This window comes from Methylomicrobium lacus LW14 (genome assembly GCF_000527095.1).
Taxonomy (GTDB): Bacteria; Pseudomonadota; Gammaproteobacteria; order Methylococcales; family Methylomonadaceae; genus Methylomicrobium; species Methylomicrobium lacus.
Window position 1 is genome coordinate 2,415,493 of record NZ_AZUN01000001.1, and the last position, 19,015, is coordinate 2,434,507.

Below are 19,015 nucleotides of genomic sequence, written 5' to 3' on the forward strand. Positions count from 1 at the left end.
CAATCAGGTAATATCGTCTTCGGCGGGTTCTTTAAACTGCAACTGGTGCAGCCTCGCATAAGCGCCGTTCCGCGCGAGCAATTCCCGATGCGAGCCGCGCTCGACGATGCGGCCATGCTCCATGACCAGAATCATATCAGCATTTTCGATCGTCGATAACCGGTGCGCGATCACCAGCGTGGTTCGGCCCCGCATCACTTTTTGCAGCGCCGCCTGAATGTAGCGCTCCGATTCGGTATCGAGCGCCGAAGTCGCCTCATCCAGAATCAGAATCGGCGCATCCTTCAACAGCGCGCGGGCCAGCGCCAGACGCTGCCTTTGTCCGCCGGACAGCTTGACGCCGTTCTCGCCGATTTCGCTATCGAGCCCCAGATCGAGCTTGTCGACGAACTCCAGCGCATACGCATCGCGCGCGGCGGCCTCGATTTTTTCCCGCTCGCTGCCGGCCATGGCGCCATAGGCGATATTGTTCGCGATCGAATCATTGAACAGGATCACCTGCTGGGTGACCAGGGCGATCTGCCGGCGCAGATTGGCCAGCTTATACCGGTTGATCTCGATGCCGTCGAGCAAAATCTCGCCCTGTTCATGGGGATAGAAGCGCGAGATCAGATTCGCGAATGTGCTCTTGCCGCCGCCGGAAGCGCCGACCAGCGCGACCGTCTGGCCCGGCTCGATCCTGACGCTAATATCCTTCAGCGCCCAATCGTTGGCGCCCGCATAACGGAACGACAGGTTTTTGAATTCCAGAGCGCCCTGGCTGCGACCCGTTTCGTAGTCGCCCTGATCCGGCTCGCCTTTCTCGTCCAGAATATCGAACAGCGATTCGGCCGCCGCGATGCCTTTCTGGATTTCGCTGTTCGCATCGCTGAGTTGGCGGATCGGCCGCGGCAGCAAGAAAGCCGCGGTCAGATAGCCGACGAATTCGCCGACACTGGCCTTCTGCATGAAGAACAGCGCCAGATACATCATGCCTGACAGCGCGATCGCGATGATTAACTGCATCAACGGATTATGGATCGCCATCGTGGTCGCGAGCTTCAACGATTGCCGCCGGTTATACTGGCTGCTTTCGAGAAAACGTCGTTTCTCGTAGGCTTCGCCGCCATAGCTGCGCACGACCCGGTGGCCGCCGACCAATTCGGAGGTGATATGGGTCATGTCGCCGACCGACTCCTGAATACGCTTGCTGATCATGCGCAGCCGCTTGCTGACATAGGTGACCGACACCGCAATGATCGGCGTGATCGCGACAAATACCAGCGACATCTGCCAGTTCGTGTAAAACAAATAAATGACCAGACCTATCGAGGTCATCCCTTCGCGCACGAAGGTGCGCACCGAATCGGTGGTCGCCCGGGTGACTTCGCCGACATTGTTCGTGATTCTGGCGATCATGTAGCCGCTGTTGTTCGAATCGAAGTAACTGGTCGGCAGTTCGGTATATTTATTGAAAATCTGACAGCGCAGCGCATGCACGACATTGGCCGACACTTTCGCGAGAAAGTAATTGCCAAAAAAAGCACCGATGCCGTGGAACACGATCAAGCCGCTGAACAGCAGCGGCAGATAAAACATGCCTTCGCGCGTTTCGGTTTGCAGGGTATCGATGATGTGTTTGACCAGCGCCGCAAACAGCGTCTGCGTCCCCGAATACAGCAGGAAGCCCAGGATACTGATCAGAAACAGCCCCCGGTGCGGGATCACATAGCGCAATAGCCGCTTGTAGACTTGGGCGCCGGCTTTTTCTTGGGTTTTTTTATTGGCTTTCATGTTTTATCGCGCCGGTACGGAAGGCAAATATTGAGAGACGCCGCGCTCGGCAACCGTAAACTCCTGCCGTGCCAGTCGTTCCATTAAACGCTGATAGTTGATGTCCTGGCGGCTTTTGTCGTGATGCGGATGCCACAGGTGCAGAACCGGCACCGCAAAACGGCCTTCCTTGCGCCGGATGCCGGCATGGATCAGCCGGATCACCAGATCGGAATCTTCGTAACCCCAGCCCTCGAACAGCTCGTCAAAGCCATTCACCGCGATAAAATCGCTTTTCCAGACGGCCAGATTGCAGGTCATCGCCTTTTCCCATTTCTGCGGCTGCAAAAGACGCAAAGGTCCGAGCGGCAATTGCAGCAGCGGGAGAACCCGGTTGATCTTATCCTGAAGCCTGAGCAGGCAGAAATAGGGCCAATTCCGCAAATAAAGCGGCAATGGTTTGTCTAATACTTCGGCGGTAAAAGCCTGGCTCAATAGGATCCGGTTGCCGGGCACGAAATGGCCGGCTTCCGCCAGCTGGCGATGCTTCGAAATAAAATCGGGCCGCATCAGGCAGTCCCCGTCGACAAAAAGCAAATAATCCCCACGGCTAAGCGCGGCGGCCTTGTTTCGAATCGTGCCGGCGCGGAAACCTTTGTCTTCATGATGAACATAGTCGACAGGCACCTGCGCCTCCGCGCAATAGCGCCGCGCTTTGTCGAGATTCTCGGGACGCGAGCCGTCATCGGCGATGAGGATTTCAAAATCACGGTCGGTCTGCGCGCATAAACTGTCCAGGCAGAGTTTCAGCGCCTCCGGCCAGTTATAGGTGGTCACGATCACGCTGATCCGCTTCATTTCGGCCCTAGGTTGCGGTTTTGCAGTTCCCAAAGCTTCAGGTACTTATAATAAGCGCCTTCCGCATTCGAAACGGCCAGCATGAAGCCTTGGCGTCCGTCCAGGATAGACGCCTTGATGCAATAGGTGCGGATAAACGTCCACAAGGCTTTCAATACCGCCTTGCTCAGCGAGGAACGCACGCCTTTTCGCTGCAGCATCTCCGCGCCCAGGGTCGAATAAGCGTTGACCTTATGCAGGACCTCCCCCAAATCGACAAAGGCCTCGTGCAGAATCGGCGATTTGAAGCGGCCGATCTCGCCTTCGACGATGACTCGTTCATGCACGACCGCATCGGTGAAGCGGCCCGACTCACGGCGGAACAGCCTCAGCACATAATCCGGCCACCAGCCGCCATGGCGAATTGCTCTGCCGCAGTAATCGGACAGGCGCGGAATTTCGAAGCCGCTCAACTGTGCCGATGCGATAGCCTGTTCGATTTCCTGCCGCAATTCAGGGCCGACCACCTCGTCCGCATCGATCGACAAGACCCAATCGCCTTGCGCCTTGTCGAGCGCGCGCTGCTTCTGTATGCCGAAGCCCGGCCAATCGGTTTCGAAAACCTTGTCGGTAAAGCGGCGGCAAATCGCCACCGTCTCGTCGCTGCTGCCGGAATCGAGCACGATGATCTCGTCGGCCCAGGCGACCGATTCCAGACAGCGCCCGATGTGCGCGGCCTCGTTTTTGGTGATCACAATCACACTAAGCACGGTCTGTCTTCGCCTCCTGGGTGGACTGTCGCGCCAGCAAACAGCCGACAAAAAACGCCAATAAATTGCCTTCCGGAAAGGTTTTGAAGTTTGAATTAAACAGGCTGCTGGCGGCAATCGCGACTAACACGCTCGCCGCAATCGCTCCATAAGGTTGCTGGGCCGCGCCCTGTCTGACCGCCGTAAAGATATACGCTAAAAACAGCAGCAATCCGACCAAGCCATTTTCCACCCAGACAAATAAAAACTGATTATGCGGATCGGTGGCGGGCTCGCCGCGCCAATCCTGATATTTGGGGGCGACATGCGCGCTATAAACATTCTTGAAAGACGAGGTTCCGTAACCGAGCACCGGTTTATTTTTTATCAATTCCCAGGCGTTTTGATAAAAAACGACGCGGACTCCCATCGAAGTCACTTTTTCACTGCTTTGATAATGGGTGATTTCTTCCACGCCGAGCTGGATGCGCTGTTGCAAGGTGCTCGAAGTCAATAGAACCAGCGCAAGGGCAAGAGTGGCAACGCCCAGTATGTGCGGAATTTTCTTATAGCCGTACAGGTTGATAAACGCGAAAACCGCCGCGACAGGCAAAGCGAGATAGCCGCTCCGGGAAGGGCTGATAAAGAAAACATTCAGTAAAAATAACGCCAACATCCCCAGCAATATGCGCTTCTTTTGGATGCTAAGCGCTTCTTTGAGCAGGAAAATACAACATAACGCGGCGACCACGAAGGCCATGCTTTGCGAAGAGTGGTTGGTCATAAAGATGCCGGCTTCTCCCCGCCCCTTGATCGGAATATCCAGTAACCACAAAGGAATCGCAACCACCGCGCCGAATGCCATCACGGCCAAATAGTATTCAACAAAGCGCTTTTTCCATAACGTTTGATAAAAAATCCCCAATAGCACGAAGGTGTAAACTAATTTTTTCCAACTCGTGAGCGTGGTTATTTTTTCCGCCCAAGACGTATCCGCATACAAACTGCCGATAATCAGCCAGGCAAAAAACAGCAACAGCATTTTTCCGGCAGGCTGCGCGGCGGAAAGTTTAAGGCCCTGCCAGATCTGTCCGGACATCAGCCAGGTCAAAATCATCACAACGCAAGCCACGCTGGTCACGGCGGTCGACATGGGCGCGGCAATCGCCGCGATGATCGCCAGATAGCGGCAGGTTTGGAGAGATTTCTCGGCCACAGCGGAGTAAGAAAACATGGTTTTTTGAATTATCTCCATAATTGGTAAATATATTTGCGCTTTAACTTTTCGAAGTTAAACAACACTTTTTGCAGCCACGTCGGCGGCGCCGGCTCGACGGCGCTGTCAAACAGTCCATTTTTACTGCCTTGCTCAACCACCGGGTCCTCCAGCCAAACGATTTGGATGCCTAGCTGTCTGTCGATTCTATCAAATTGATTATCGATGGGGTCGCTGATCTTGTGCGCCGTGATCCAGTCCAACCTTTTACGTGCGGTGGCCGAATCAATGATGAAGGAATCGGTAAAACGGCCGCGCGCGCCGAGATAAAGATATTGCCCCGGTTTGCGTTGACTCTTCGGCGTAAAAAAATTCCCGCCCGAACCGATGTAGATGACTTTTTCGCCCGAAAACTGCCCGCTTTGCGCCAATGCCCGCGCCAATCCCACATGAAAATCTTTAGCGAAAACCGCATCGTCTTCCAGGATCAGATTAAACGGACTGTCGTTTTCGACCACTTTCTGCAAAGCCACAACATGCTTCAAAGCGCAGGATTTTTGCGCCGCAGACAAGTTGTTCTCTTTCGTGAAATAGCGGTCGACGATGTCATCGCTCAACTCATCGGCATCCCAATCAAAAATGAACTCCGCTTGCAGGCCCGCTTCCGCAAGCTGCTTTTCCATGAATGCGCGGCGTTCGGTGAATGCCTTCACGTTAAGGACATAGACATGATCGAGTTGCTTTGGAGTTTCTGTGCGCATTATTTTTGGCTCTCAATTGGCAGACTGAACGTATCCCGGACCGAAACCTGGTTCATTTTATCGGCCCAACACTTGTCTGATTCTATGTTTAACGGTTGCAGAAGGAAGACTATCCAAACACCGGCTCCGGCTTTGCCTGTGCCTGTCACAACCTTCCAAATCGCACGGCACACAGTCGCCCTGGCCTTGGATCAGAGACACATTATTCACCTGCTGGTCGCCGACTTTTTCGAACGGATTGCGATCTTGCCGGTAATCGCAAGGCCAGGGCGCCCATTTGACCGGATTGGTCGGCCCGAACAGCGCAATGACCGGAACCCGCGTCGCGGCCGCCAGATGGGTGATGCCGGTGTCGGGACCGATGAAACAGCGTGCGCCGGCGATGACGTGCGCCAATTGCGCCAATGTCAGCTGCCCGGCCAGATTGACCGTATTTTCGGGCAGGCGCTTTTGCAGCTCGGCGACGAACCGGATTTCCTGCTCCGCAGGGCCTCCCGACAACACCAGCTGCAAGCCAGCCTCCGCCAGATAGCGGCCGATGTCCGCCCAGCCGTCCAGCGGCCACTGTTTGTAGGTCCATTGCGGATAAGGATGCAGCACCGCATAGGCGCGATCCTCGGCAATCCAAGCTTCTGGTGCTGCCGCTTCGCTCCTGGGCGGAACCAGCGCATAGCAGCGGGGAATCGCCAGCAAATCCGCCAGTTTCAGGTTTTGTAAAACGGTATGCGTATTTTCGTTGTCATGCTCGACATGGCCTTGCAAAAAATAGCGCTTCCACCAGCCGGTCTCGCCTTTAGGCGGCACGACTGCGATACGCTTCGGCGCGGCCAGCAGACTGTACAGGAACGGACGATCGCCCGCCTGCACCGCAACGGCCAGATCGTAGCGCCTGAATATGCGCTGGGTCAGGCTGCGGAGTTCCTTAAATGTCGGGCGATTCGGCGTCATAATGATCTGATCGATATCGGCATTGCCTTCGAACATTCCGGCCGTATTCCGGAAGATCAGCATGTCGATCTTTGCCTCGGGATAGGCCTGTTTGAGCGAATGCAGCAGCGGCGTCGTCAGCAAGGCGTCGCCGAGATAGCGCAAGGCGATCAGTAAAATCCTCGCAGGAGGACGTTTGAACACTATTCGGTTAGCCATCGGCTTCCTTGGCTTTGCGATCGGTCTATTCGCTGCTCGCGCCCTGCCAGGCACGCTTATCCGCTCTCGCCCGCCAGCGTCCGCCCAGCGTTTTGGCAAACGCCAACACGCGCGGCGCGCCGCCCAATGCGACCGCATCGACCAGACAATACCAGGCGGCGACGCCGCTCGGCGGATTGCCTTGCGGCAAATGCAAAACCGGATCGATCGAGGCCCATTTCCAGGTGCCGACCGCGGTGCCGATCAGCTCGAGCCAGGTGGTGATAAAAAACGCCGCCAGATAGACCATCGGCGAGCGGCCTTTGAATAGATAAATCAGGAACACCACAAACAGCAGCGCGCCGACCCAATCGCCCTGTTCGCTGAGGCCGCTGATGCCCCAGAACGACCAGGCGCCGCAGACCAGCACCACGAAAGCGGCGATTTCGCGCGCGTAGGTCTGGAACAAGCCGGAACGCGCCAAGGCGACGGCGGTCAGATAGACCATGCCGTGGCCGGGCGGCACATAGGCGGGCACGTTATGATAGCGGTAGGTATAGCCGCCCATGAACGGCGAGGCGAAGTGTTCGCCGATTGTCGCGAACGCGACCGCGATCGCGACCTGCACCCGAATTTCCTTGTTTTCGCCGAGCAGCAGGCCGATCAAAAATACCCAGCCGCAAACGCCCAGCGCATTCTGTTTTTCGATGCCCGCCGTCGCATCGCTGAGCAGACAGATCGCGACACAAAAAAAGGTAAAGCCGGCAATGAAATAATCGCGTTTTCGATGGCTGTAGGCAACTCCTGCCTTCGGAAAATGGCGTAACACACGTACCTCGATGGATTGTTTAATCGAATGCCCAGGCAATCGCGCCGTAACGGCCGAGTTTGCCGAGCAAGATGATCAGGGCGCCGGACAACAGCGGCAATTTCAGCCAGCCGCCCGCGAAACACAGCGCATCGCCGATCACCGGCAGCCAGGAGAAAAACAAAGCCCAAACGCCGCGTTTTTGGACTAGAGTCAGCGCTTTTTGGGATTTCTCCGGCAGCAGCCCGGCGACCGGGTAACGCTTCGCGGCCAGCATGCCGAGTCCCCAGGTCGTCATCGCGCCGAGCGTATTGCCGAGCGTCGCGACGCCGACCAATTGCAGGGCCGGATGCCTACCTTCCGCGATCAGGTAGGCCAACACCGCTTCGGAGCCGCCCGGCGCGATCGTGGACGACACGAAGGCGCTGACGAACAGGCCGCCGATTTCTAACCAGGCTTCTGTCATTTTTAATTCATAATAAAAAACCCCTGCGTGCGCAAATGCAGCAGGGGTTTTATGGGATAACTCAAAGGCTTAACCGCCCGGCAACATCTTCGATTTATTCGACGTAATCTTCTTGACCAGTCTGGCGATAGCGCCCAAGACAAACCCGATCAAGTGACGCAGCAACACGAACGCATGCGTGACCGCTTCCGAAAAGGTCATGCCCTTGAAGGCGCGGGCCAAGGCCGGCGCCAACAAAAAGCCGATCGCGAGCCCGATCACGGTAATGCCGGAAACGAAAGAATCTTCCTGTGGAGCCGCGGCAGTAGAGCCCGCAGGCGCCGAAGCATCCGCCGGGGCGGCAGCCGCCTTGGCGGCCGGTTTCGCAATCACCGGAATGCCGCTGTCTTGATAATCGTCCTGAATTTCATAGGCCGTGACGCCGGGAATGCTCGGCAGATCGCCGCTGCCCGCGCCGACTTTCAACTGGCCCTTCATGCCTTTTTCCATGTGCTGAGCGATGTCGCAATGCACCAGGTAGGTTCTGTCGCCCGGAGGCAGAATCAACGTGCCGGAAATCTTGGCGGGACCTGAGACTTCCAGATGAAACATCCCTTTAGGATAGAGATATTTCGGTAGCCCGTGCATCATCCATTGATGCCGGATGTTATCTTCATTGATAAAATTAACCGTCAATTTGGTGCAAGGCTTGAACTGATATTCCTGGGTATCGAACGCAAACATTCTGCCCGGAAATTTCTCGGCATATTTATGGCCCGCGTGCACGGTGATTTCCTTCGTTTCGGAAATCTTGTCGCAACCGCCCGGCAGCGTTTCGGTATTTTGCCCCATCACCATGCCGCCGCCCATGTCCATCAAGTGGCCGGCGCCGTGATCCATCAGCATCTTGTTATGGTCTTCATATTCCTGTGCCGCGAGCGGCGCAGCAGCCCCCAAAATCAGCGCTCCGGCCAACAATAATTTCACCATTACCTTACCTCAAATGACTTTTCGACGATTCCGCGTTAACGCCCGCGCGCACGGGAACGTTAACGCGAATAAAACCGAGCCCTTATGGGCCCCAAAAACTAGGATTTCTTCTTGCCGATCAACGAATTAACCGTATTTCTGACTGGCGCGCTCGATAGATACAGCACGTAAAGGCCGCCCAATACAAACAGGACATACAACACAAAATTGGATGTGCTTGTCTTGGCGCCGGTGCCGGCGGTGAAGCTCATGTGCGCATCCAGACGCTCGCCTTGATCAGGCACCAGCGTGATGTGAATCAAATATTTGCCCGCATCCGGCACGCCGTTCGGCAATTCCAGATTGACGGTGCCGGATGAATGCTTTTTGCTGGGTAAAAAGAAGACGCGGGTGCCTTCCGGCTCCTTGGTCACTTCGAACTCAATCGACATTTTCCGGTATCTCATGTCCTGATAGTCGAAAACCAATTGGGTCGGGGTATTTGTACCTGGCAGCTTGCCGCAGAACTCCTCGGCCGGATAGGATTTAGGCTGATAAGCGGTGTAATGAATCCAATGGCTGGGTTCCAGTTCGAATTTACATTGGTCGGTATCGGTGCCCGCCGCGCCGCCGTGCGCCCAGACCGCAGCCGACAACAGCAAAGCCGAAAGCCCTAGAAAACCCTTTGCAAAAAAATGTGCTCTGTTCATAATGCCTTCCAGTTTTGATAGATTATTATAATTTAAACAACAAGCTCTATTCAGCGCTTGAACTCCTCAAAATAACCCTATTTCGAATAAAGCCAATTGCCAGCGGCCCACTCTAGCACATCAAAACCCTTAAATTCAAGGCAATGATGATCACGCGCGAACGTAACAAAGCCAAACGCCATGACCTGCCAATGTTCTATTGCCATGGAACCCTCATTTCCGTAGACTTACGCCACATTATTCGGATTATTCAAACTGGAGTCCCTAAAAAATGTCGTTATTGACTAATTCTAAAGCCTGGACCGCACTCAAAACCCACTTTCAGCACATTCAAAACGATTCGATGCGGGATGCTTTCAGGAGAGACCCGGAGCGTTTTAAAAAGTTCTCTCTCCAGCTCAACGACATCATTTTCGATTACTCCAAAAACCGCATCAACGAAGAAACCGTCTCATTGCTCGTCGAGTTGGCGGAAAGCCAAGGCCTCAAGCAAAAAATCGAGGCGATGTTCAGCGGCGAAATGATCAACACGACCGAGCGCCGCGCGGTTTTGCATACCGCTCTGCGCAATCGCAGCAATGATCCGGTTTATTTTGCCGGCAAGGATGTGATGCCGGATGTGAATCGGGCCTTGGCCAAGATGCGCGTCTTTTGCGATCAGGTCAGGTCCGGCGCCTGGAAGGGCTATACCGGCAAGGCGATCACCGACATCGTCAGCATCGGCATCGGCGGTTCCGGCCTCGGACCGAAGATGGTTTCGGCGGCGCTGAATCCGTACGGCTCGGACAATCTCAAAGTCCATTATGTATCGAATGTCGACCAGACCGATCTGGTCGAAGTGCTGAAACCGTTGAATGCCGAGACGACCTTGTTCGTGGTAGCCTCGAAGGTATTCAACACCCAGGAAACCATGATGAACGCCAGATCGGCGAAAAACTGGTTTCTTGACCGGCTCAAATCCGAAGAGGCGATCGCGAAACATTTCGTCGCGATCTCGACGCATGCGGAGAATGTCGCCAAATTCGGCATCGATCCCGACAACATGTTCGAATTCTGGGACTGGGTCGGCGGACGCTATTCGCTGTGGTCTTCGGTCGGCTTGTCGATCGCGCTGCAAATCGGCATGGACCATTTCGAGGAATTACTGCAAGGCGCGCATGAGGCCGACCTGCACTTCCGCCATACGCCATTCGACAAGAACATTCCGGTCATCATGGCGCTGCTTGGCGTCTGGTACAACAATTTCTTCGACGCCGACTCGCATGCGGTGATTCCTTACGACCAGTCGATGCGCTTTTTTTCCGATTACATGCAGCAAGGCGACATGGAAAGCAACGGCAAGAGCGTCGATAGGGACGGCAACCGGGTCGATTACAGCACCGGCCCGATCATTTGGGGACAGCCCGGCACCAACGGCCAGCACGCCTTCTTCCAATTGATTCACCAAGGCACCAAGCTGATCCCGTGCGACTTCATGGCGGCCGCGAACAGCCATTACGACTTGCCCGAGCACCACGACATCCTGATCTCGAATTTTCTCGCCCAGCCCGAAGCCTTGATGAACGGCCTGACCGAGGACGAAGTGAGGGCCAGATTGTCGCCTGAAGACCTCGCCGACCCGGTCCTGGTCGCGTCGAAAGTGTTTGACGGCAACAAACCGTCCAATTCCTTCCTGTTCAAAAAGATGACACCCAGAACCTTGGGCTCGCTGATCGCGTTTTACGAGCATAAGATTTTCACCCAGGGCGTGATCTGGCATATCAATTCGTTTGACCAGATGGGCGTCGAACTGGGCAAGGTGCTCGCGAGGGTGATTTTACCGGAGCTGAAGAGCAACGATACCGTCGTCAGCCATGACTGCTCGACGAATGCGCTGATCAATGCATATAAACACTATCGGGAAGCTTGATGCCGAACGAAAGTCGCTTCGATGATGCCGCAGGGACCGAAATTTTGAATCCTCGATTCCGCGGCGCTCCATTGATGCTACGCGATGCTTTTCTGCAAACCTAAGTCAGCGCCGGGACTTAAAAAAGTTTTTTAATAGCCCCGAGCATTCAGCTTCCAACACACCGCCCTGCCAATCCACGCGATGATTCAAAAACGGCGCATCGGTAAGGTTCAAGGCATGGCAGACCGCCCCACGCTTCGGATCGAAAGCGCCGAATACCAACCTTTTGACCCGCGCATGGCTGATCGCCCCCATGCACATCACGCAGGGCTCCAGCGTCACATACAAGGTCGCATCGATCAGGCGGTAATTGCCCACCGCGCTGCCCGCCGCGCGCAGCGCGATGATTTCCGCATGCGCGGTCGGATCGTTCATCCCGATCGGGCTATTCCAGCCCTCGGCCAAGCAGCGATCATCCCTGACCACGACCGCGCCGACCGGCACCTCGCCGAGCGCCTCGGCCCGCTCGGCGAGCCTGAAGGCATGGCGCATCCAGGCGGCATCGTCGGTTTCGCTTACTCCCATTCAATCGTCGCGGGCGGCTTGCCGGAAATGTCGTAAGTGACCCGCGAGATGCCCGGCACTTCGTTGATGATCCGCCGCGACACCAGGTCGAGAAAATCGTAAGGCAGATGCGCCCAGCGCGCGGTCATGAAATCGATCGTCTCGACCGCCCGCAGCGCGACCACGTAATCGTAGCGGCGGCCGTCGCCCATCACGCCGACCGACTTGACCGGCAGGAACACCGCGAAGGCCTGGCTGACTTGTTGGTATAAGTCGTGGCGGTACAGTTCCTCGATGAAAATCGCATCGGCCCTGCGGAGCAGATCGGCGTAGTCCTTCTTGACCTCGCCCAGGATGCGCACGCCCAGGCCCGGCCCCGGAAACGGATGCCGGTGGATCATGTCGGCCGGCAGGCCCAGCTCCAGACCCAGCTTTCTGACTTCATCCTTGAACAGTTCGCGCAGCGGCTCGACCAGTTTCAATTTCATGTTTTCGGGCAGGCCGCCGACATTGTGATGCGACTTGATCAGGTGCGCCTTGCCGCTTTTCGCACCGGCCGATTCGATCACGTCAGGGTAAATGGTGCCCTGCGCCAGCCATTTCGCGTCGGTCAACTTGCCGGCTTCCTCGTCGAAGATTTCGACGAACAAATTGCCGATGATCTTGCGCTTCCGTTCGGGATCGGCCTCACCGCTTAATGCGGCCAGGTAGCGCGGCTCCGCATCGACCCGGATCACCTTGATGCCCATGTGCTCGGCGAACATCGCCATCACCTGGTCGCCTTCATGCAGACGCAACAGGCCGGTATCGACGAATACGCAGGTCAGCTGATCGCCGATCGCCTTGTGCAAGAGCGCCGCGACCACAGACGAATCGACGCCGCCGGACAGCCCCAGAATCACCTGATCGCTGCCGACCTTCGCGCGCACCGATTCAATGCTGTCCTCGATGATATTGTCCGCGGTCCACAGCGCCTCGCAGCCGCAAATCTCCAGCACGAAGCGTGCGAGTATCCGGCCGCCCTGCTTCGTGTGCGTGACCTCGGGATGAAACTGCAAGCCGTAAAAGTTTTTTTCTTCGTTCGCGATGCCCGCAATCGGCGCGCCTTCCGAACTTGCGATCAGCTTGAAGCCTTCAGGCAACTCAGTGACCCGGTCGCCGTGGCTCATCCAGACATCCAAGAGGCCATAGCCTTCCTGTGACACATGATCCTCGATATCGGCCAGCAATTTAGAATGCCCGCGCGCCCGGATTTGCGCATAGCCGAATTCGCGGTGGCTGGACGATTCGACCGTGCCGCCGAGCTGTTCGGTCATCGTCTGCAAGCCGTAGCAGATGCCCAGCACCGGCACGCCGGCCTCGAACACAGACTGCGGCGCCCGCGGCGTGCCGCCGCTGGTCACCGTTTCGGGGCCGCCGGACAAAATGATGCCGTTCGGCGCGAATTGCTTGATCTCGTCGGCGCTGCATTCGCAGGAAAAAATTTCCGAATACACGCCGATTTCGCGAATCCGGCGCGCGATCAGTTGGGTGTATTGCGAGCCGAAATCCAGGATCAGGATTTTGTCGGTATGGATGTTCGCGTGCGTATGTTGCATGTCTAAAACTCGTTGACCAGGTCTATAAAAAAACAAAGGGCTCGATAAAGAGCCCTTTGTCCCAAGGCGGATGCGCGAAGCTGATCCGCCCTACATGAAGCTATCTCAATCCAGCCGGTAATTCGGCGCTTCCTTCGTGATCGTCACGTCGTGCACATGGCTTTCGCGCATGCCGGCGCTGGTTACGCGCACAAACTGCGCCCTATCGTGCATGATAGAGATCGTCTGGCTGCCGGTGTAACCCATGCTGGCGCGGATGCCGCCGAGCAACTGATGGATCACCGCAATCAGGCTGCCTTTGTACGGCACTCGGCCTTCGATGCCTTCCGGCACCAGTTTTTCGGCCGAATCGGTTTCTTCCTGGAAATAACGGTCGCTGGAACCCTGCGTCTGCGCCATCGCGCCGAGTGACCCCATGCCCCGGTAGGATTTATACGAACGCCCCTGAAACAATTCGGTCTCGCCCGGCGCTTCCTCGGTGCCGGCGAACAGGCCGCCGAGCATCACCGCATAGGCGCCCGCCGCCAAGGCTTTCGCGACATCGCCGGAATAGCGGATGCCGCCGTCGCCGATCAACGGCACACCGGTGCCTTTCAGCGCCAGTGCGACATTGCTGATCGCGGTGATCTGCGGCACGCCGACGCCGGCGACGATGCGGGTGGTGCAGATCGAGCCCGGACCGATGCCGACCTTGACGCCGTCCGCGCCGGCTTCGACCAGCGCCAGTGCCGCTTCTGCGGTCGCGATATTGCCGCCGATCACCTGCACGTTCGGATAATGCTGCTTGACCCAGCGCACCCGGTCCAATACGCCCTGCGAATGGCCGTGCGCGGTATCGACCACGATCACATCGACGCCGGCCGCGACCAATGCCTCGACGCGCTCTTCGGTGCCGTGTCCGGTGCCGACCGCCGCGCCGACGCGCAATCTTTCCAACTCGTCCTTGCAGGCCTGCGGGTAGTCTTTCGCTTTTTGAATGTCCTTGACCGTGATCATGCCGCGCAAATGAAACGCATCATTCACGACCAACACTTTTTCGATCCGGTGCTTATGCAATAACGCGATCGCTTCCTTGCGGTCGGCATTCTCGCTGACCGTGACCAGGCGATCCTTCGGCGTCATGATTTTGGTGACCGGCTCATCATAGCGGGTTTCGAAGCGCATATCGCGGCTGGTCACGATACCGACCAGTTCATCGCCGTCCACGACCGGCACCCCGGAAATATTTTTCGCGCGGGTCAAGCGGATCACATCGCGAATGCTGGTCTCCGGCGTTACCGTGATCGGGTCCTTGATCACGCCGCTTTCGTATTTTTTGACGCTGCTCACTTCGCGCGCCTGCTGCTCGGCGGTCATATTCTTATGAATGATGCCGATGCCGCCTTCCTGCGCCATCGCAATCGCCAGCCGGGCCTCGGTTACCGTATCCATCGCCGCGGAAACCAGCGGAATGTTCAACGTAATGTCGCGCGTCAGCCGCGTCTTCAATTCGACTTCACGCGGCAAAACGGTCGAGTGCGCAGGCACCAATAACACGTCATCAAATGTGAGCGCTTCTTGAACTATATGCATAAACCGGACCTAAAAGCAATTAAATAACCGTATACTTTATCATAACTAACGCATTTTTTATAGCGGCTTTTTGCGCTTGATTGTGCGCACTCTACCGGCCTGCCGCTAATTCTCGCGCTCAAACCTGCGCTGCATCGCTTCTTCTTTGGCATCCTTGATGACCTTCATCACGCCTTTTAGATCCGCCTTTTTGTCGCTGCTTTTGAAGCGACCGGTCAGCGGCGTGTCAGGATTCAAGCTACCGCTTTCGTAGAGCTTCCAGATTTCCTTGCCGTAACGCGTGGTCAGCAGCTCCGGCGCAAACTGGCCGAAATAGGTCGCCAGGTTATTGACGTCCCGCTCCAGCATCCTCGCGGCGTTATTGTTGGCGGCGGCATCGACCGCCTGTGGCAAGTCGATGATGACAGGCCCCTGGCCGTCGACCAGGATGTTATATTCGGAAAGATCGCCGTGGATGATGCCGGCGCAGAGCATTTTGACGACCTCCCGGATCAGGAATTGATGGAATTCCAGCGCCTGTTCGTGAGTTAGCTCCAGGTCGTTCAAGCGGGGAGCCGCGTTGCCGTCCTCGTCGGTGATCAGTTCCATCAACAAGACGCCTTCGATAAAGTTGTGCGGCTTCGGCACGCGGATGCCGGCGCCCGCAAGCCGGTACAACGCATCGACTTCGGCATTCTGCCACAGGGCTTCCTGTTGCTGTTGGCCGTAGCGGGTGTTTTTTTGCATCGCCCGCGCCTGGCGGCTATTGCGGGTTTTGCGCCCTTCGCTGTATTGCGCCTGTTTATGGAAGCCGCGCTTGCTGGCTTCCTTGTAAACCTTCGCGCAACGGATTTCGCCTTCGGAGGCCACCACATAAACGGCCGCTTCCTTGCCGCTTTTCAAAGGCCGCAGCACTTCATCGATCAGGCCGGCTTCCACCAAGGGTTCGAGAGTTTTTGGGGTTTTCATGACAGGCTTTATACCCTAGTTTGTAAAGTGTGAAAATAAAGGCGTCAATTCGCCGCAGCCAAAAATCGGAGAGCCCTTATCTGTTATGATAGCGGTTATTTCCATTCCTTGAGACCCATCATTCGTGTCCAACTCCAATTTCCTCGATTTATTAAGCCCCGCCCTGCGCGCCAATCTCGACTCGCTGGGCTACCAGCACATGACGCCGATTCAAGAAGCCAGCCTCCCGGCTATTTTAAAAGGCCAGGACTTAATTGCCCAGGCTAAAACCGGCAGCGGCAAAACCGTCGCCTTCGGCATCGGCCTGTTAACCCGGCTCGACCCGCAGGATTACCAGGTTCAGGCGCTGATTCTCTGCCCGACCCGCGAACTGGCCGATCAGGTCAGCAAAGAAATTCGCCGCCTCGCCCGCTTCATCCCGAATATCAAATTACTCAGCCTGTGCGGCGGCACGCCGATTCGCCCACAATACGAGTCGCTGCAACAGCACAGCCCGCATATCGTGGTCGGCACGCCGGGGCGAATTCAACAGCATCTGGATAAAGGCACCCTGAATCCGGACCAAATCAACACGCTGGTGCTGGATGAAGCCGACCGCATGCTGGACATGGGCTTTTACGACGACATCATCAAGATCATCAAGGCCACGCCGAAAGACCGGCAATCGTTATTATTCTCGGCGACTTATCCTGACGAAATCAAGAAAATGAGCGCCGGCATTCAAAAAAATCCGGTCGAAGTCAAAGTTGAAATCACGCACCGTGACAATCCGATCGAGCAATTGTTTTTTGAAATCAGCCATGCTGAAAGAAGCAACCATTTAGTCACGTTGCTGGCCCATTACCGCCCCGAATCGGCGGTGATTTTCTGCAATACCAAAGTCCAGTGCCAGGAGGTCGCGGACGAACTCGAAAAACACGGCCAGCATGCCCTGGTATTGAACGGCGACCTGGAACAAAAAGACCGCGACCGGGTATTATTGCTGTTCACCAACAAAAGCTGCCCGCTGTTGATCGCCACCGATGTCGCCGCACGCGGCCTGGATATCAAGGACTTAGAGGCGGTAATCAATTACGAAATTCCCTACGAACCCGAAGTTTATATTCACCGTATCGGCCGCACCGGCAGAGCCGGCAAAGAAGGCCTGGCGCTGAGTCTGTATAGCCCCAGAGATGCCCATAGAATCAACGCGATTGAGGATTATCAGCAACATCCTGTCACTTACGTAGATATCGCCACCTTGCAACCGGCAACAAAGGTTGAGCTCACGGCGCCGATGATCACCCTTTGCATCGACGGCGGACGCAAAAGCAAAATCCGGCCCGGCGATATTCTAGGCGCTTTGACCGGCGCGGCGGGGATTGAAGGCAAGTCTGTCGGCAAAATCGATATTACCGATAATTATTCTTATGTCGCCATCGAGAGAAGTATGGCCAATCAGGCGGTCAAGCAATTGGCGGACGGCACGATTAAGGGGCGTAAGCTTAGGGTTTGGAAGGTTCGTTGAGCGAATCTAGATGAGCATAGCCCGGATGAAGCTTTGCGTAATCCGAGGGAACTATGCTCCGCTCCCCCGGATTCCACTGCGTTGCATCCGGGCTTCTCTAAAGCGGCCCTTGTTGCCAAGTCCCCGTGCCTATATTTTTATCAGTTTTTCGTTCCTCGGAAATTTCGATCAGTTCATGTTTAAAGACAAAAAGTTTTCAGGCTTCTCTCCGCGGTCAATGCCGCACGATGTAATCGGAGGGTTGGCCTCAATCTACTGTGACGGATTGTATCCAAGCCCGGAACGAGGTCCAACCTTCCGAAACCTTTTATCTTTAAAAATGCCGCTCCTTTCCTAACCTTTCGAATGCAGTTAAGGCGTTGAATCTAAGTCATTTTGAACAACACTTTCGGTTTTTCGCACTAAACCCGTTGCCAGTCGAATGTCTCTCCGGTGATCCATAAGCGGTGCAGGATGACCGCCAATTTCCGCACCACCGCCACCCGCGCCTTGCCGATGCCTTTTTGTGCCTGTAACCGCTCACCCCAACGTTTCAAGGCGCAATCTCGCCGCGTATGGCTCAAGAGACTATGCGCCGCCTCCACCAGCAGCCAGCGAAGTAAACCGTCGCCTTCCTTGGTAATCCGCCCTCGGTAATCGATGTCGCCGGATTGATAGACGCTCGGGACTAAGCCGAGATACGCGCCGACTTGGTCGCTGCGTTGAAAACGTTCAGGATCGTCGATGGTGGCCAGGTAAGCCGCCGCCGTCAACGGCCCGACGCCTGGCACGCTCATCAATCGCCGGCAAACGCTGTCTTGCCGGATCCGCACCTTGATCTCCTTGCGTAACACTTCCGCCGCATCGATCGACTGTCGCCACAGATTCAATAATGGCGTTAAAGCGCCCGCCAAGGCAGGTTCGCGCGCCTCGACCACGGCCTGGACTTTCATCTCGAACTCCCGCTCCGCCACCTTCCCTAACTTGATCCCATGCGCCCGCAACAAGCCTCGGATGCGGGCATTGAGTGCATTCGCCGTCTCGACTAGCCCCGCCCGCGCCGCCAGCCAAGTACGCAACTCCCGTGCCGCTCCGGATTTACGGTGCACCGCCGTATACCAACCCGTGCGTGCCATATTCGCGAGGTCGCGAGCGTTCACGCGATCGGTCTTCTTCTTGGTACAGACCACCGCCTTGGCGCGCCTCGCATCAATGATCACCGCTTCGTGACCTAACCTTTCCAACACCTGCACCACCCATTCCGCCAAGGGCGACGCCTCCACGACGCACTTCATCGCCTCCTCACCGCCAAGGCAGATACGGAAACCATCCGCATCGGTCGGTATCTCTTCTTCCCGCACAATGGCGCCAGTTCCATCCATCAGGCAAATAGCGCTTGCTTTGCTTGCTAAATCAATGCCACAGTAGTTCATCTCAGCCTCCGGTTATTTTGGGGCTTCCTTTGCGGATGCCCCGTGTTTGTTTAATCAACTTTCGGAGGCTGACACTTTTTATTCAAACTGTCCACCCGTTCCGGTGCAGGATGGCTGCGGGCCGCTTTATTACATCTACACATAGCCGCAA

General features: G+C 56.1%; 17 protein-coding genes. 2 read left to right on the forward strand and 15 right to left on the reverse strand.

From position 1 onward, the window contains the following. Positions 1–3: 3 nt before the first annotated feature. The 10 genes from msbA to METLA_RS0110975 all read right to left on the reverse strand — a co-directional run bounded on the left by msbA (position 4) and on the right by METLA_RS0110975 (position 9,372). Entirely contained in the window at positions 4–1,773 is a 1,770-nt protein-coding gene (gene msbA, locus METLA_RS0110930) for a lipid A export permease/ATP-binding protein MsbA (protein ID WP_024298592.1), read from the reverse strand. Positions 1,774–1,776: 3 nt separating this feature from the next. Then, the gene (locus METLA_RS0110935) at positions 1,777–2,610 is read right to left on the reverse strand and encodes a glycosyltransferase family 2 protein (RefSeq protein WP_024298593.1); all 834 of its coding nucleotides are present in this window, start codon (positions 2,608–2,610) and stop codon (positions 1,777–1,779) included. Next, complete coding sequence (locus tag METLA_RS0110940; RefSeq protein ID WP_024298594.1) at positions 2,607–3,359, reverse strand: glycosyltransferase family 2 protein; 753 nt, start codon at positions 3,357–3,359, stop codon at positions 2,607–2,609. Before METLA_RS0110940 ends, METLA_RS0110935 begins: the two co-directional genes overlap by 4 nt. After that, positions 3,352–4,572, reverse strand: a complete 1,221-nt coding sequence (locus tag METLA_RS0110945; protein ID WP_024298595.1) for an O-antigen ligase family protein — start codon at positions 4,570–4,572, stop codon at positions 3,352–3,354. The genes METLA_RS0110940 and METLA_RS0110945 overlap by 8 nt, the downstream gene beginning before the upstream one ends. A gap of 11 nt (positions 4,573–4,583) precedes the next feature. Continuing rightward, positions 4,584–5,315 (reverse strand): glycosyltransferase family 25 protein, encoded by a 732-nt coding sequence (locus METLA_RS0110950; RefSeq protein ID WP_024298596.1) that lies wholly within the window; start codon positions 5,313–5,315, stop codon positions 4,584–4,586. A gap of 57 nt (positions 5,316–5,372) precedes the next feature. Continuing rightward, a complete protein-coding gene (rfaQ, locus tag METLA_RS0110955) occupies positions 5,373–6,461 on the reverse strand; it encodes a putative lipopolysaccharide heptosyltransferase III (RefSeq protein ID WP_029646602.1) in 1,089 nt (362 codons plus the stop codon). Between the two features lie 25 nt (positions 6,462–6,486). Further along, complete coding sequence (locus METLA_RS0110960; protein WP_024298598.1) at positions 6,487–7,269, reverse strand: hypothetical protein; 783 nt, start codon at positions 7,267–7,269, stop codon at positions 6,487–6,489. 19 nt (positions 7,270–7,288) lie between these two features. Beyond that, positions 7,289–7,714 carry a YqaA family protein gene (locus tag METLA_RS0110965; RefSeq protein WP_024298599.1) on the reverse strand — a complete coding sequence of 142 codons (426 nt, stop codon included), beginning with the start codon at positions 7,712–7,714 and terminating at the stop codon, positions 7,289–7,291. A gap of 69 nt (positions 7,715–7,783) precedes the next feature. Beyond that, entirely contained in the window at positions 7,784–8,683 is a 900-nt protein-coding gene (locus METLA_RS0110970; RefSeq protein WP_024298600.1) for a cupredoxin domain-containing protein, read from the reverse strand. 98 nt (positions 8,684–8,781) lie between these two features. After that, on the reverse strand, positions 8,782–9,372 hold the full coding sequence (locus METLA_RS0110975) for a hypothetical protein (RefSeq protein ID WP_024298601.1): 591 nt from the start codon (positions 9,370–9,372) through the stop codon (positions 8,782–8,784). Between the two features lie 271 nt (positions 9,373–9,643). Here METLA_RS0110975 and pgi point away from each other — a divergent pair, with 271 nt between their 5' ends. Further along, on the forward strand, positions 9,644–11,281 hold the full coding sequence (gene pgi, locus METLA_RS0110980; protein ID WP_024298602.1) for a glucose-6-phosphate isomerase: 1,638 nt from the start codon (positions 9,644–9,646) through the stop codon (positions 11,279–11,281). 105 nt (positions 11,282–11,386) lie between these two features. Here pgi and tadA read toward each other — a convergent pair whose 3' ends face one another. The 4 genes from tadA to METLA_RS0111005 all read right to left on the reverse strand — a co-directional run bounded on the left by tadA (position 11,387) and on the right by METLA_RS0111005 (position 15,945). Beyond that, complete coding sequence (gene tadA / locus METLA_RS0110990) at positions 11,387–11,848, reverse strand: tRNA adenosine(34) deaminase TadA (RefSeq protein WP_024298603.1); 462 nt, start codon at positions 11,846–11,848, stop codon at positions 11,387–11,389. After that, positions 11,839–13,425 (reverse strand): glutamine-hydrolyzing GMP synthase, encoded by a 1,587-nt coding sequence (gene guaA, locus METLA_RS0110995; protein WP_024298604.1) that lies wholly within the window; start codon positions 13,423–13,425, stop codon positions 11,839–11,841. The genes tadA and guaA overlap by 10 nt, the downstream gene beginning before the upstream one ends. 105 nt (positions 13,426–13,530) lie before the next feature. After that, positions 13,531–14,997 (reverse strand): IMP dehydrogenase, encoded by a 1,467-nt coding sequence (guaB, locus tag METLA_RS0111000; protein ID WP_024298605.1) that lies wholly within the window; start codon positions 14,995–14,997, stop codon positions 13,531–13,533. A 105-nt stretch (positions 14,998–15,102) separates the two neighbouring features. After that, complete coding sequence (locus METLA_RS0111005) at positions 15,103–15,945, reverse strand: PA4780 family RIO1-like protein kinase (RefSeq protein WP_024298606.1); 843 nt, start codon at positions 15,943–15,945, stop codon at positions 15,103–15,105. Between the two features lie 124 nt (positions 15,946–16,069). Here METLA_RS0111005 and dbpA point away from each other — a divergent pair, with 124 nt between their 5' ends. After that, the gene (gene dbpA, locus METLA_RS0111010; protein ID WP_024298607.1) at positions 16,070–17,452 is read left to right on the forward strand and encodes an ATP-dependent RNA helicase DbpA; all 1,383 of its coding nucleotides are present in this window, start codon (positions 16,070–16,072) and stop codon (positions 17,450–17,452) included. Positions 17,453–17,853: 401 nt separating this feature from the next. Here dbpA and METLA_RS0111015 read toward each other — a convergent pair whose 3' ends face one another. Then, positions 17,854–18,864: an IS110 family RNA-guided transposase gene (locus METLA_RS0111015; protein ID WP_024298608.1), complete on the reverse strand. Its 1,011-nt coding sequence runs from the start codon at positions 18,862–18,864 to the stop codon at positions 17,854–17,856. Positions 18,865–19,015 lie beyond the last annotated feature (151 nt).